The sequence below is a fragment of the Rhizobium sp. L43 genome (assembly GCF_002531725.1).
Lineage (GTDB): Bacteria > Pseudomonadota > Alphaproteobacteria > Rhizobiales > Rhizobiaceae > Rhizobium.
The window spans coordinates 34405-47914 of record NZ_NWSQ01000034.1; the positions used below are offsets into that span (position 1 = coordinate 34405).

Genomic DNA, 13510 nt, shown 5'->3' on the forward strand with positions numbered 1-13510 from the left:
TGCTTTAGAAGATAGGCGAAGGAAAATGGATGCCGGTGCGGTTCGTGCCGCCTCGCCCGGCGAGGACACGAAGCTAGCAGCACAGGACGCGAGGCATCTCTTCTTATTCAATTATGACATGCGGTACGAAACGCGACAGGTTGGCGGTGATACGCGAGCGGTCTTCGCGCACGGCGAGGCCGCAGGCGCGATCGCCGACGACCCAGCTGCCGAGCACGGCGAAGCCGCCATCGCTTTCGAAAAGCGGGGCATAGGCCTGGACGATGAAGCCTTCCTCACCATAATCGCCGGGAGCGGAAACGAATTCCCGGCCATCTCTGAATATTGTGACGTTCTCGCCCTCTCGCGACAGCAGCGGTTTGCGCACGTAATCGGACAAGCTCGAGGCCGCCGGGTCGTCGGCGAAATAGCTGGGCAGCAGGTTGGGGTGATTGGGATGGCGCTGCCAGAGCAGAGGCAGAAGCCCTTTGTTGGAGAGCACGGCCTTCCAGGCGGGCTCGATGAAAACATCGCCCGAGCGTGCGAGTTCGCGGGCGAACGGCTCGCGCAGCATGAATTCCCAGGGGTATAGCTTGAAGCAGCGGTCGATCACCCGATCCTGTAGGTCGGTGTAGCGGCCTTGCGCATCGATGCCGATTTCGCGAATATCAAGAAGCTCGACGCGATGGCCGGCCTGCACCGCACAGTCCATCAGATAGACCGTCGTGCCGCGATCCTCCTCATTGTCGGTCATCACAGCGAAGTGGAAGATCGGCTCTTTAGAAAATTGCTCGAACGCCTCGACCAGGCTTTCCTGCAAGGAATTATACTGGTCCGCATCATTGGGCAGGACACCCAAAGCCATCTGGTCGGTCAGCCAGTTGAACTGGAAATAGGCCGTCTCGAACACCGAAGTCGGCGTATCGGCATTGTATTCAAGCAGCTTGACCGGGCCATTGCCGTCATAGGCAAGATCGAACCGGCCATAGAGGTGCCGGTCTCGGCGCTGCCAGGAGCGCTGCACCACATCGCGCAGATCCTCCGGAATGGCCAGCCTGTCGAGCGCTTCTTCGCTTTTGACGATATCGCCGACCAGATCCATGCACATGTCGTGCAGTTCCTGGCTCGGCTCTTCGATCCGCGTCTCGATCTCATCGAGCGTGAACGTATAGGCGGCATCGTCGAGCCAGTAAGGCTCGCCGTACATGACGTGAAACCCGAAGCCGACGGCGCGAGCCTTGTCACGCCAATCAGGACGCGCCGGAAGGGTGATGCGCTTCATGTCAGCCGCCGAAACTGAAGGATGAACGCCCCCCGAAGCCCTGACGGGCGACGGTGCGGGTGTTGACGTTGACCGGTTTGACGCTCTGGCGCGAGGGCGCCGTCACGCTGTCGTTGAGCGAGCCGCCCGAGCGAACAGTCGTCGTCACCGTCTGCCCCGAGCGATTGCGATAAATCGGCGTCGAACCATAATAATAGCCGCTTTCCTCCTGGCGCCGGCGATAATCGTAATAGTCGCCGATGTTGTTCAGTGCCGAAGACAGCATGTAGCCTGTCAGGAATGGCACGAAGAAGCTGCCGCTTGCGCCGGTATTGTTGTTAGGGACGGCATTGGCCCGCTGTTCCGTGCATTGGCCCGAGCCGTATTCGGCCTCACAGGCGGCCATGCCGTTGAAACGCGGCGCGGTGGCGAGATGGGCCCGCATGGCATCCTGATAGCCGGCCTGGCAGACCTGCCGGTCCATGCCGGATGCCACGCATTGGTCGACAGAGGTGAACATCGTGTCCGAAGGAGTCTGATCGCCGCAGCCGGACAGCGCCAGGGTCGAGGCAGCGATGGTGCCGAGGGCCAGGAAAGGTCGTTTGTGCCCGCTCTTGCGTCTGCGCATCGTTCCCTCCCCTCAATAGGTCATGCAGGCGGCATTGAGAATACCGATGACCAATGCGATACCGCCGCCCCATATGCCCGCGGCGATATTGTCGGCCGTGATCTTCTCATGCAGATCCGTCATGGTGAAATTGGCGATGTAGTAAGCGAGAATCTGCGCCAGGATGCCTATCACCGCCCAGATGATGTAGTCGACGATGCTGACCGAATTGGCAGCAGCCGAAGCCAGAGGCAGGCTGAAACCGACAAGCGCACCCAAAAATGCCGTGACGGCGGCAAGATTGCCGGCACGAATGAGTTCGACTTCTTTTTGCGGCGTCAGGAATGTGTAGATCACCGCGAAAACGACATAGGCGGCAAGACCGACGGCGAAATAACCGAGGAAGGCAGGCAGACCCGCCACGTAAACGAGCATTGAAAAAGTCCTCCGTTGAAAATTGATAGTCTGTCAGACGCGGCGAACATCGGCCGGAGCAAGTCCATAGCCGATCAGAAATTCCACCGAGCTTCCCGCCTGGCTCTGTGCGAGATCGAGGTCGCGCTCGACATTGATCAGAAGCATTTCGCGCGTCGAGCCAAGCGGGCGATAATACAGCATGCAGGTCTGGTGAATGGAGCGCTGCTCTTCACCATCGTCGACCTTTTCGACAAATTCGACCAGTTGAGCGCGCTCCGGGCCGTCGCCCCAGAAGCGGTTATAGAGGATCCCATCGGCATCGTAGGAGGGCTGGCCGATCAGGCCGTTCGGCCCGGTCCAGCGGTTCCATTCGCTCTGCCCGGCAGGCACGACGCTGTCCCAGGGCTGATAAAAGCTGATGTCGTCGACGGCATCCCCGGGCTGGCCCGACGTCGACATGACCTGAATTATCCGGTGGTCTTCATCGTAGTAACGCGACAGAACCGTCGCCGCATCGAGCGAAACCTCACCGTAGCCGGCAATGATGAAGGGGCCGCTCCGTGGCAGCGGCATAGCCGGCTCGCCGCCCAAGGCCTCGGCCTCGAGGGAGAGGAAATCGATCTCCAGGGCCCCGCCGATAGCGGCGCTCAAGGGGCCGAGTTCTTTAGGCAAGGGCGTTTCGTTCTTGTTTCCGCCGAACCATCCGATCATGATACGTCTCCCATTCGAGCCCAAGCGATGGCAGCGGGATCTAGCCGCATTCCGCTGATGTAGTAAAGGGTCTCGCCGCCCCGCATCAGCACCTCGTCCCGGCAATTGAGGTCGGTCATGCCCTGGCTCAGCAAGCCCACCAGGGTGACATTGTGCTCACGCTTGAGGCTTAAAAACACGTCGCCATAGAGCAGCGGCCTTTGCAAAGGCGGTACCGGCAGGGAAAAGGCCGTGTCGGTGGAGGCGGCAGACAGCAGCCGTGCGGCGATTTCCGAAGAGCCCGGATCACGGGCGGCACGCGACAGCAGCTCCTCGGCGAGCGAGCCCACCGCCTCGACGCGCGGCCGGAGTTGTTTGACCATCTGTGCTGTACGGTCGTCGGCGAAATAAGCCACGATGTGGGCATTCGGCGCATGATCTTCGGCAATCAGCACTGCGGCCAGGGTCTCGTCGTCATTGGCTCCGCGCGCGATGATCGCGCGCGCCTGCGCCACGCCTGCCCGCACCAGAGCGTCGGCATCGGCGAGCCGCTCGGTTCTGATATAGTCGGCATAGTCGCTGGCGGGATTTTCCGCCAGCTCCTTGGCAACCAGAACGCTCATCGGTTCGTTGGCCTGCCGTTCGGCATGCAGCAGCCGCAGCGTCTGGTATGTCTGCCCCTCTTGCCAGCCGAGAACGATGATATGGCCGGCGCGTTCGCTGTAGTCACCCAATCCGCGCATACGGTTCCTCCAGATCGTGCCGATCGTTGTCAACAATTTGCCAAGAACCGCGGTGAAGATGGCAATGCCACCGGGAAGAACGAACAGGACGGCAATGATCCGGCCAAGCCCCGATTTTGGCGCAAGATCTCCATAGCCGACAGTCGTTGCAGTCACCATATAGTAGTAAAGAAAATCGATCGGCTTACCGACAAGATCGCCTTCGCCGGCCAGCACGAACAGCAGGTAAGAAGCGATCAGATGGATCACGAGGATGAGAAAAAGGGCCGACCAAGCCAATTCGCTGAGCGAGAGATATACACGCCGCAGCAATGAAGCGATAAATGGCACGCGATTCGCCCCCGTTCCCAACGCTTAGCCTAGCGAAATTTATTTAGCGCGCCACCTTTAAGTAGCATATCGACTACCCAGATATTTTTCGGCGTTCCAACCGATGGAGGATTTTTTGGAGACCTGGAACCTCACCACTTTAACGCGCCTGTTCGCCGCCGATCCCGAGGCGTTGGGCGATGTGGATGTCGCCGTACCCGAACAGGGCGACGTCCTATGCGTCACTCTGAAGGAAAAAGGCGACCTCGACGTCTTCGTCGCGGTGAGCGGGGAGCGCGATATTCTTGTCAGCGCTGTTCTGGTGCCGTGCAAGGACGTCCCCAATCGCGAAGCCTTCGAACGTATGGTGCTGAAGACCCACAAGTTCGTGCCGCTCTCCAGCTTCGGCATCACCACGATCGACGGTGAGGAATGGTATGAATTGTTCGGCTCGCTGTCGGCACGCTCGTCCGCCGACACGGTGGTCGAAGAGGTTGCAATTCTGGCAGCCAATGCCGTCGATGCGGCGCACATGATCGAAGAATGGAAAAGCGGGGAGATTGCAGCGTGAGCACCTGGGGAAAGATTTTCACCGCCATTCGCGGCGGCATTAACGAGGCAGCCGAAGCCGCCGCCGACAACCAGTCGATGCGCATTCTCGACCAGGAAATCCGCGACGCCGAACAGTCGCTGCGCCGGGCGCGCTCGGATCTGGCTGGGATCATGGCGTCGAACAAGAGCGTCATGCGCCGACTTGAAGAAAACCGCGCCAAGGAGGTCAAGGATACCGACAGCGCCCGCGCCGCGATCTCCGCGGGCCGCACCGATCTCGCTCAAGGTCTCGCTCAGCGCATCGCCAGCAGCCGCGGCGAAGTACACCGCGACCAAGAAGAGCTCGACCGGCTGCTGCCCCGCCAGCAGCAGATGCTGCGCACGATCCAGGACACCGAAGCGCGCATCGCTCAGATGAAGCGTGAGGTGGAAAACGTCAAAGCCAACGAGTCGCTGCTGCGCGCGCAATCGGCGATTGCTCATAACCAGTCGGGCATCAACACCCGTCTCGGCAGCGCCGTCGAAAGTCTCGAACGCATCAAGAAACGCCAGGAAATCACTGCCGGCCGCATCGAAGCCGGTGCGGAACTGGCCGCGCTGGAAAATGGCGGCGATCTCGATCGTCAACTGCGCGAGGCCGGCATTGGCAGTCCGAGCCATTCGGCCGACGACATTCTTGCCCAACTGATGCTGCCGAAACATTCGGCCGAACCCGTCCTGCTGCCCGCCCCTGCTGGCAACAAAGACTGACAATTCCCCGGGGACGGCAGCCTTGGCTGCCGCCCCGGTACGCCTGCGCGCTTGTCAGCGCCAGCAGCGGGAAGAGAGCCTCCCGGTCTGCAAGCGAGAGCATGACGTCGTTTCCTAATTGACCCCGAGAAACTGCTTCAGCTCTGCCGTCTGCGGATTGGCGAAGACGTCCTCCGGCCGCCCTGCTTCGTGGACCCGGCCCTGATGCATGAAGACGACGCGGTTGCAGACGTCGCGGGCGAACTTCATCTCGTGGGTTACCATCAGCAGTGTCATGCCCTCGGCGGCAAGCTCGCGCACGACGGCCAGAACTTCGGCGACCAGTTCCGGATCGAGCGCGGAGGTAATCTCGTCGCAGAGAAGTGCGCTCGGGTGCATGGCGAGCGCACGGGCGATGGCGACGCGCTGCTGCTGGCCGCCCGAGAGCTCGTCGGGATAGGCGTCGAACCGGTGGCTGAGCCCCACCCGCTCCAGCATCTTGCGGGCGGTAGCCTCGGCTTCGGCTTTCGGGGTCTTCTTGACCACGGTCTGCGACAGCATGACGTTGCCGCCGACGGTCAGGTGCGGGAAGAGGTTGAACTGCTGAAAGATCATGCCGACCTTGAGGCGCAGTGCCTTCAGATGCACTTCGTCATCGAGGAGTTGCGCGCCGGCCACGGAGATGGAGCCGTCGGTGATGGTCTCCAGGCCGTTGATGCAGCGAAGCAGGGTCGATTTGCCCGAGCCGCTCTTGCCGATAATGGCGATGACTTCGCCGGCCTCGACATCGAGGTTGATGCCTTTCAGCACCTCGGTGGCGCCAAAGCTCTTGCGGACTTCAGTGATTTCGATGAGCGACATTGAGCTTCCTTTCCAGGATCTGGCTGCTTTTCGACAAAGGCCAGCAAAGGGCGAAGTAGATGAGGGCGACGAGCCCGTAGACGGTGAAGGGCTGGAAGGTGGCATTGGTGACCACAGTGCCGGCTTTCGACAATTCGACGAAGCCGATGATCGAGGTCAGCGCCGTACCCTTGACGGTCTGAACGGAGAAACCGACCGTGGGCGGTATGGCGACCCGCAGCGCCTGCGGCAGGATGACGTAGCGCATCTGCTGCAGCCGCCCCATGCCGAGGCTGGCGGAGGCTTCCCATTGCCCCTTGGCGACCGCTTCGACGCAGCCACGCCAGATTTCGGCGAGAAAGGCTGCACTCCACAGGGTAAGCGCCAATCCCGCGGCAAGCCAGGCCGGCACGTCGATCCCGAAAAGGCCGAGGCCGAAAAAGGCGATGAAGAGCTGCATGAGCAGCGGCGTGCCCTGGAAGAGTTCGATATAATATCTCGCGATTACCCTGAATGCCTTGCGTTTGCTGATGCGCAGGAACAGCAGGCCAAGGCCGACCGTACCGCCGCCGAGGAACGAGACGAGCGACAGCAGGATCGTCCAGCGGGTGGCGAGCAGCAGGTTGCGCAGGATGTCCCAGAGTGTGAACGTGATCATCGTGCCGCCCTCCTCGGGAAGATCAACCCGCCGACCATTGCCAGCACCTGCCGGAGCAGGATCGCCAGCACGAGATAGACTAATGTCGAGACGATGTAGGCCTCGAAGGCGCGGAAGGTTCGCGATTGGATGAAGTTGGCGGCAAAGGTCAGATCCTCGGCGGCGATCTGCGACACCACCGATGAGCCGAGCATGACGATGACGACTTGCGACGACAGCGCCGGCCAGATGCGCTGCAGCGACGGCACGAGAACGACATGGCGGAAGGTTTCGAAGCGCGTCATGGCGAGGCTCTCGCCGGCCTCGAACTGGCCTTTCGGGGTCGCCTGGATGCCCGCGCGGATGATCTCGCAGCTATAGGCGCCGAGGTTGATGACCATCGCCAGGTTGGCGGCCGTGAGTTCGGGAAGCTGGAGGCCGAGCGACGGCAGACCGAAGAAGATGAAAAAGAGCTGGATCAGGAACGGCGTGTTGCGGATCAGCTCGACATAGGTCGCAACGACAGGCTTCAGCCAGGCCGGACCGAGCGCGCGCACCCAGGCACAGAAGATGCCGAGCGCAATGCCGAGCACGCCACCGATGGCGATAAGCTCCAGGGTGATCAGTATGCCCTTGATGATCTCAGGATAATATTCAAGCAGCCAGCCAAATTCGAAATGATAGCTCAAGGAATGGTTCCCTCTTGCGGTGACGAGCATCTGTCATCCCGCGCGTGGGGCGCGGGATGACGTCCGTAAGACTGGGTCTTTAGAGATCGGACGGGAGATCGGCGCCAAGCCATTTCTGTGATATGGCGTTCAGCGATCCATCGGTCTTGGCGGTGGCGATAATGCCGTTCACCTTCTCCAGAAGAGCCGCCTGCTCCTTGTTGAGACCGATATAGCAGGGCGAGTTCTTGATGAGGAATTTCATCTCCGGGCGCTTGGGGGGATTTTTGGCGAGGATCGCAGCGGCGACGACGTTGCCGGTGGCGATGGTCTCGACCTGGCCGGAAAGGAAGGCCGAGATCGTGCCGTTATTGTCTTCGTAGCGCTTAATCGTCGCGTCGGCCGGCGCGATCTTCGTCAGTTCGAGGTCTTCCACGGCGCCGCGCGTGACGCCGATGCTCTTGCCTGCGAGATCTTCCGCCTTGGCGATCGAAAGGTCGGCCGGTGCGAACACGCCGTTGAAGAAGGGTGCGTAGGCTGCAGAGAAGTCGATTACCTTTTCGCGCTCCGCATTCTTGCCGAGGCTTGAAATGACCAGATCGACTTTGTTGGTCTGCAGATAGGGGACGCGGTTGGCGCTGGTGACCGGCACGAGTTCGGTCTTGACGCCCAGCTTTTCTGCAATGAGGTTGGCGACGTCGATGTCGTAGCCCATCGGCGCCATATCGGTGCCGACGCTGCCGAAGGGCGGGAAATCCTGCGGGACGGCGACACGCAGCGTCCCGCGCGCCGTGATGTCGGCGAGAGCATCAGCGTAGGACGCCGAGCCGAATCCGAAGGTTGCAGCCAGGGTCGCGATTGCGAAGAAGACTCGTCTTGTCAGCATGTTTCAATTGCTCCTTTGAAGTTTGTGGTTTTTGGGTCTGACAGTTGCGGATACGGTCCTGGGAGGAAGGGATAGGGAACTGCGCAGTTCCGAGAGCGGATCCGGCCGGGCGGTGAGGTCGAGGCCCATTTCCACGTCGTCTAGATGTTCGACGGAGAGCTCCGCCGCTCTGCCGAAATCGCCCGCCTGCATCGCCTGGAAGATGCGGCAATGCCCCTCGTGAGACTGTGCCGCGTGAAATTCAGATTGATAGAGCATCGAAATGAGGATCGTCCTCGCGGTGAGATCGCGGAGGATATCGACGATGATGGCGTTCCCGCTCAATTCCGCGATGCGGATGTGAAAATCGCCCATCAAATAGGTCAGGCGCTGCCGGTCGCCCGCAGCCATGGCGCTTTTTTCCTCGTTCAAATGCGCATCGAGAGCCTCGCGTCCCTCGCCTGTCAGGACGCGCATGCTGCGCAGCAATCCGGCTTCGATGACGCGCCGTGCCTCATAGACCGCGATCGCCTCTTCGGCGGACGGCTCGACGACAAACCAGCCTCGCCGCGGACTGACATGCACGATGCCGCGTGTTTCCAGGCGCATCATGGCTTCGCGAACGCGGGTGCGGGACACGCCGAAGAGCGTTGCCAGCTGGTTTTCGCTGAGCCGCGTACCGGGCCGGATCCTGGCTGAAAGAATCCCGGAAACGATCGTTTCCTCGATGGTCTTCTGCGTGGTCTCGGATGTGTGGCTATCTTGCATACAAGACAGAAAGCAAAGCGCGTGCCAAAATTCTGCGTCCGGGATTTCCAGGATGTCTCGGATTCACCCTCTGAAATTTGCACGCTGGGAATGCAGACTGAACGTAAATTGAGCGAGTGCCTGCAACGGCTGTCCAACCCGATCAGCGTCGGCCGCTCACTTAAGTGCTGGCAGTGTTCGCTTACCCTGTCCGGTTGACGTGAATGCGCTCAGCCTATGCGGCCGAAGCCGCCCAGGGATTGATCACTTCAACACCTGCCGCGTCGAAGGCGCTTGTATCGCGCGTGGCGACGACAAACCCTTTTGACGCCGCAATGGCGGCAATATAGCCATCCGGCGTGGGAAAGCCTCTGCCGGCGGCGCGAGCCTTGACGGCGAGGTCGGCATAATGCCGTGCCGCGGTGATGTCGAAGGCCAGAATACGGTTTTCGAAGAGCTCCATCAGACCGTCCAACGCCTCTGAGAGCCTTTCCTTGCGTTTCCCGGGCGGGAGCGCGCCGATACCAAACATCAGTTCGGCAATGGTGACGCTGGAAAGGAAGAGGGTCTCGGCTGCTTGCTCATCGAGCCAGAATTTCACGGCTTCGTCGGGCGCGGGTTTCATCGCCTCGGAAACGACGTTCGTATCGAGGATAATCATTCAAAGCTCATCGGCTTCGCAGGGAGCTTGCCGCGAGCATGGTCCAAAACGGCAAAGTCCTCATTCGTCAGGCCGAGGCGACGGCTCCTTTCGGCGAGCACACTGCCAAGGCGCAGCCGTGTTTCTGGACGGACGGCGGCCTCGAGGATTTCACGCATCTCCGCTTCGGCGCTGCGCCCGTGATGAGCCGCACGCACCTTGAGGGCACGGTGCGTTGCCTCGGAGAGGTTTCTGATTGTGACTGCGGGCATGATAGCAACTCTGCGTGACATGATAGCGATGCTAGCAATATAACTTATTTGCCATCACCCTTCAATGCGCGTTGCATGTACCCGTGCCGCCGGAGGCGTCGACGACGTGCGTTGATCGTCAAGGGTTTCTTTTTCGTTTAGTTGAAACTCGAGGTCTTGAGGAATTCGGCGAGCCGTTCGGTCTTCGGATGCACGAACATTTCCTTCGGATCCCCCTCCTCGCAGATAACCCCCTGGTTCATGAAGATGACGCGCGATGAAACCTCGTAGGCAAAGCGCATCTCGTGGGTGACCAGCAGCATCGTCATGCCGTCGGCGGCAAGGCCCTTGATGACCTGCAGCACTTCGCCGACCAGTTCCGGGTCCAGCGCCGAGGTCACTTCGTCGAACAGCATCAGCCTCGGCGACATGGCGATGGCGCGGGCGATGGCGACGCGCTGCTGCTGGCCGCCGGAAAGCTGTCCGGGATAATGGTCCGTGCGGGCGGCAAGACCGACCCGATCGAGCCATTTTTCGGCGATCGCACGGGCCTCCGGCTTCGTCATTTTCTTGACCTTGACGAGGCCGAGCATGACGTTTTCAGCGGCACTCATATGCGGAAAGAGATTGAACTGCTGAAACGCCATGCCGGTCAGAGCGCGCTGGCGTGCGATCTCCTTCTCGCTCTTGCGGCGGCGCGTCGCGCCTTCGGCACGGTAGCCGATCTCTTCGCCGTCGAGGCTGATCGTGCCGCCCTGGAATTCTTCCAGCATGTTGACGCAGCGCAGCAAGGTGGTCTTTCCGGAGCCGGACGAGCCGATGATGGAAATGACCTCGCCTTCCCCCACGGCGCAATCGACGCCCTTGAGGACTTCGTGGATGCCGTAAGTCTTGCGCAGACCTTTGATGTCGAGAATGGTCTTGGCCATCGGGGGAACTCCTCAGGACGGCAGGGCGGTCTTGCGCTCGACATATTTGCCGAAGTGCTCGATGCCGTAGTTGACGATGAAATAGAGACCGCCGGCCAGGAAATAGAACTGGAGGCTCATGAAATTGCGGGAGATGATCTCCTGCGTGCGCAGGAGAAGCTCGGCGACGCCGATGACCGAGAGCAGCGTCGAGGCCTTGACCATTTCGGCCGCCGTATTGACCCAGGCCGGCAGGCACTGGCGCATGGCTTGCGGCCAGAGCACCGAGGTGAAGGTCTGGGTAAAGGTCAGGCCGATCGCCTTGGCGGCTTCGGTCTGCCCCTTCGGGATCGCCTGAAGCGCTCCGCGCACGATTTCGCCGACATGCGAGGAGCAGAAGATCGCAAGGGCGAGCACGCCGGCCGAGAACGGGCCGAGATCGAGCCCGACGGCGGCGGAGACATAATAGCTTGCCAGCACCAGCACGAGCACCGGCGTGCCGCGAATGATATCGGTATAGGCGCGCACGAGGAGACGCAAAACAACGCCGCCATAGACGAGTGCCAAGCCGACGAAAACGCCGAGTACGGACCCTGCGAGGATGGCCAGCAGAGAAATCGACACGGTCACGCCGATGCCATTGATGATGACGTAGCGGGCGATCCAGAGTTGTTCGAGAAAGGTGTGTGACATCAGGTCTATCTCGGCAGAGCCAGACGGCGCTCGACGAAGCGCATCACGGCGGCGATGAGGAAACAGGTCACGACATAAAGGGCTGAGGTGACCATCCAGGTTTCGATGACGCGGAAACTCTCGACATTGATCTTGCGGGCGGCAAAGGTCAGTTCCGGCACGGCGATGGCGGCGGCGAGCGAGGTGTCCTTGAAGAGCGAGATGATCGTCGAAGACAGCGACGGCAGCACGTTGCGCAGCATCAGCGGCGCGATGATGGAGCTGCGGATCTGCATTCCCGTCAGGCCGATGGCGAGGCCGGCTTCCGTCAATCCTCTCGGAATCGACAACAGCCCGGCGCGGAACACCTCGGCCAAATAGGCGCCGGAATAGAGGGAGAGAACCAGCACGAAGCTTTTTATCTTGTCGAGGCGCAAGCCCATCTGCGGCAACGCGAAAAAGGCGAAAAGCACCAGCACAAGGATCGGCAGGTTGCGGATGACCGTGACATAGACCCGCGCCGGCACAACCGCAAAGCGGTTTTTGGACGTCAGCGCGAAGGCCACGACGAGCCCGATCGCGGCGCCGATCAGGATCGAGATCACCGCAAGGCCGAGGCTGAGCGCAAGCCCGCTTAAAAGAAAATCGAAATTGCGCCAGACGGCGGCAAAATTCAGCGTGTAACCCATGCGGGCCGCCCTTTCAGACTAACGCATCGTGCACGATGCGCAGATTCAAAATGTTACAGCGTTTTTTGCGTGTCTGAAAAGACGCGCGGCGCTGCAGCGGAGCGGGAGAACACTCCCGCTCCGCATGGCCGTTACTTGAACTCGACGGGAAAGCCGATCTGCGGCGGTGTCAGATCCTTGCCGAACCAGGTCTTGAAGGACTTGGCGTAAAAGTCGAACTCGACGCCGGTCATGGCTTCATGCAGGGCGGTGTTGACGAAGTTCAGCCAGTCCTGATCGCCGCGCTTGACCGCGCAGGCATAGGTCTGCGGGTTCCAGCCGTAGCCGGCGTCTTTGTAGCGGCCCGGGTTCTGCGTCATATACCAGGCAAGCGACGACTGGTCGGTGGCGACGGCATCGGCCCGTCCCGACTCCAGGGCCTGATAGATCAGGTCGACGGAATCATACTGATCGACGGTCGCCTCCGGCAATGCCGCATGCACCATCGCCTCGGCATAGACGTTCTGGAGAACCGAGATGGTGACGGAGGAACCGGCCGCCTTGAGAGCGGCATAATCGGCATATTTTCCGTCGCCCTTGAGCATCAGGCCGACGCCTTCGCGGTAATAAGGAATGGTGAAGGCAACCTGCTGGGCGCGTTCGCCGGTCACGGTCATGAACTGGCAGGTGATGTCGACCTTGTCGGTGGTGATGTTCGGGATACGGGCGTCGGAAGACTGGTTCACATACTCGATCTTCTCAGGATCGCCGAAGAGTGCCTTGGCGATGATGTGGCCCATGTCGACGTCGAAGCCCTGAAGCTTGTCATCGGCGCTCTTGAAGTGCCACGGCGCGTTGGTGCTGCCCGTGCCGAGGACGAGATGGCCGCGGGCCAGCACTTCATCGAGCTTGCTGCCGTCGGCCAGTGCAGGCGTGGAGAGCAGCGCGGCGGCGGCGAGCGACATCACGCCGGTGCGAAAGGAAATGGTCATGGCGTTCCCCTTATGGATGGTTCCCATTGTTCCAGTATAATGGACCTATGTCTGTTTTACTGGAATAAACGTATCAAGTGCCATCAAGGATGAATTGTCAATGGGTCATGCCGAAAAAACGCGCAGCAATGCGCGTGGCAATTTTTTTGGCAATGCAGCATTTTCCTCTCGCCTGCGAGCCGATCGCCCGGCCGCGCTCTGAGCTCTCGGTGCAAGGGAATAGGGAAGCGAGGCATTAGCCCAGGCGGCGACTGCGGGGTTTGGGGAAACCGCTTACCTCAGGCCCAAAGGGGCCTGTCTTTCGCCGGGAATTCAGAAGTCTTCCCAATCCGTGT

General features: G+C 60.6%; 18 protein-coding genes. 2 read left to right on the forward strand and 16 right to left on the reverse strand.

Features of this window, described 5'->3' with window-relative positions:
• Positions 1–103: 103 nt before the first annotated feature.
• Genes CO667_RS30055 through CO667_RS30075 form a run of 5 tightly spaced genes read right to left on the reverse strand, consistent with a single transcriptional unit; the run spans position 104 to position 4027 of the window.
• Positions 104–1261, reverse strand: coding sequence for a glutathionylspermidine synthase family protein (locus tag CO667_RS30055; RefSeq protein WP_097621807.1), 1158 nt, complete (start codon positions 1259–1261; stop codon positions 104–106).
• A 1-nt stretch (position 1262) separates the two neighbouring features.
• A complete protein-coding gene (locus tag CO667_RS30060; protein ID WP_097621808.1) occupies positions 1263–1868 on the reverse strand; it encodes a DUF1190 domain-containing protein in 606 nt (201 codons plus the stop codon).
• A gap of 12 nt (positions 1869–1880) precedes the next feature.
• Complete coding sequence (locus CO667_RS30065; RefSeq protein ID WP_097621809.1) at positions 1881–2282, reverse strand: DUF350 domain-containing protein; 402 nt, start codon at positions 2280–2282, stop codon at positions 1881–1883.
• Between the two features lie 33 nt (positions 2283–2315).
• Entirely contained in the window at positions 2316–2975 is a 660-nt protein-coding gene (locus CO667_RS30070) for a YjfK family protein (protein ID WP_097621810.1), read from the reverse strand.
• Positions 2972–4027 (reverse strand): ion channel, encoded by a 1056-nt coding sequence (locus CO667_RS30075; protein WP_097621811.1) that lies wholly within the window; start codon positions 4025–4027, stop codon positions 2972–2974. The genes CO667_RS30070 and CO667_RS30075 overlap by 4 nt, the downstream gene beginning before the upstream one ends.
• 103 nt (positions 4028–4130) lie before the next feature.
• Between CO667_RS30075 and CO667_RS30080 the strand changes: the two genes are divergently transcribed.
• On the forward strand, positions 4131–4577 hold the full coding sequence (locus tag CO667_RS30080) for a YjfI family protein (RefSeq protein ID WP_097621812.1): 447 nt from the start codon (positions 4131–4133) through the stop codon (positions 4575–4577).
• A complete protein-coding gene (locus CO667_RS30085) occupies positions 4574–5308 on the forward strand; it encodes a PspA/IM30 family protein (protein ID WP_097621813.1) in 735 nt (244 codons plus the stop codon). The genes CO667_RS30080 and CO667_RS30085 overlap by 4 nt, the downstream gene beginning before the upstream one ends.
• 114 nt (positions 5309–5422) lie before the next feature.
• Here CO667_RS30085 and CO667_RS30090 read toward each other — a convergent pair whose 3' ends face one another.
• The 11 genes from CO667_RS30090 to CO667_RS30140 all read right to left on the reverse strand — a co-directional run bounded on the left by CO667_RS30090 (position 5423) and on the right by CO667_RS30140 (position 13175).
• A complete protein-coding gene (locus CO667_RS30090; RefSeq protein WP_097621814.1) occupies positions 5423–6148 on the reverse strand; it encodes an amino acid ABC transporter ATP-binding protein in 726 nt (241 codons plus the stop codon).
• Entirely contained in the window at positions 6126–6785 is a 660-nt protein-coding gene (locus CO667_RS30095; RefSeq protein ID WP_097621815.1) for an amino acid ABC transporter permease, read from the reverse strand. Before CO667_RS30095 ends, CO667_RS30090 begins: the two co-directional genes overlap by 23 nt.
• Positions 6782–7453 carry an amino acid ABC transporter permease gene (locus CO667_RS30100; protein ID WP_097621851.1) on the reverse strand — a complete coding sequence of 224 codons (672 nt, stop codon included), beginning with the start codon at positions 7451–7453 and terminating at the stop codon, positions 6782–6784. The genes CO667_RS30095 and CO667_RS30100 overlap by 4 nt, the downstream gene beginning before the upstream one ends.
• A 79-nt stretch (positions 7454–7532) precedes the next feature.
• Positions 7533–8318 carry a transporter substrate-binding domain-containing protein gene (locus CO667_RS30105; RefSeq protein ID WP_097621816.1) on the reverse strand — a complete coding sequence of 262 codons (786 nt, stop codon included), beginning with the start codon at positions 8316–8318 and terminating at the stop codon, positions 7533–7535.
• Between the two features lie 3 nt (positions 8319–8321).
• Positions 8322–9065: a GntR family transcriptional regulator gene (locus CO667_RS30110; protein ID WP_097621817.1), complete on the reverse strand. Its 744-nt coding sequence runs from the start codon at positions 9063–9065 to the stop codon at positions 8322–8324.
• 214 nt (positions 9066–9279) lie between these two features.
• Positions 9280–9705 (reverse strand): type II toxin-antitoxin system VapC family toxin, encoded by a 426-nt coding sequence (locus tag CO667_RS30115; RefSeq protein ID WP_097621818.1) that lies wholly within the window; start codon positions 9703–9705, stop codon positions 9280–9282.
• The gene (locus tag CO667_RS30120; RefSeq protein ID WP_097621819.1) at positions 9702–9956 is read right to left on the reverse strand and encodes a plasmid stabilization protein; all 255 of its coding nucleotides are present in this window, start codon (positions 9954–9956) and stop codon (positions 9702–9704) included. Before CO667_RS30120 ends, CO667_RS30115 begins: the two co-directional genes overlap by 4 nt.
• A 137-nt stretch (positions 9957–10093) precedes the next feature.
• Entirely contained in the window at positions 10094–10864 is a 771-nt protein-coding gene (locus tag CO667_RS30125; RefSeq protein ID WP_097621820.1) for an amino acid ABC transporter ATP-binding protein, read from the reverse strand.
• Positions 10865–10876: 12 nt separating this feature from the next.
• Positions 10877–11536 carry an amino acid ABC transporter permease gene (locus CO667_RS30130; RefSeq protein ID WP_097621821.1) on the reverse strand — a complete coding sequence of 220 codons (660 nt, stop codon included), beginning with the start codon at positions 11534–11536 and terminating at the stop codon, positions 10877–10879.
• 5 nt (positions 11537–11541) lie between these two features.
• Positions 11542–12204, reverse strand: a complete 663-nt coding sequence (locus CO667_RS30135) for an amino acid ABC transporter permease (RefSeq protein ID WP_097621822.1) — start codon at positions 12202–12204, stop codon at positions 11542–11544.
• A 131-nt stretch (positions 12205–12335) separates the two neighbouring features.
• The gene (locus CO667_RS30140; RefSeq protein WP_097621823.1) at positions 12336–13175 is read right to left on the reverse strand and encodes a transporter substrate-binding domain-containing protein; all 840 of its coding nucleotides are present in this window, start codon (positions 13173–13175) and stop codon (positions 12336–12338) included.
• Positions 13176–13510 lie beyond the last annotated feature (335 nt).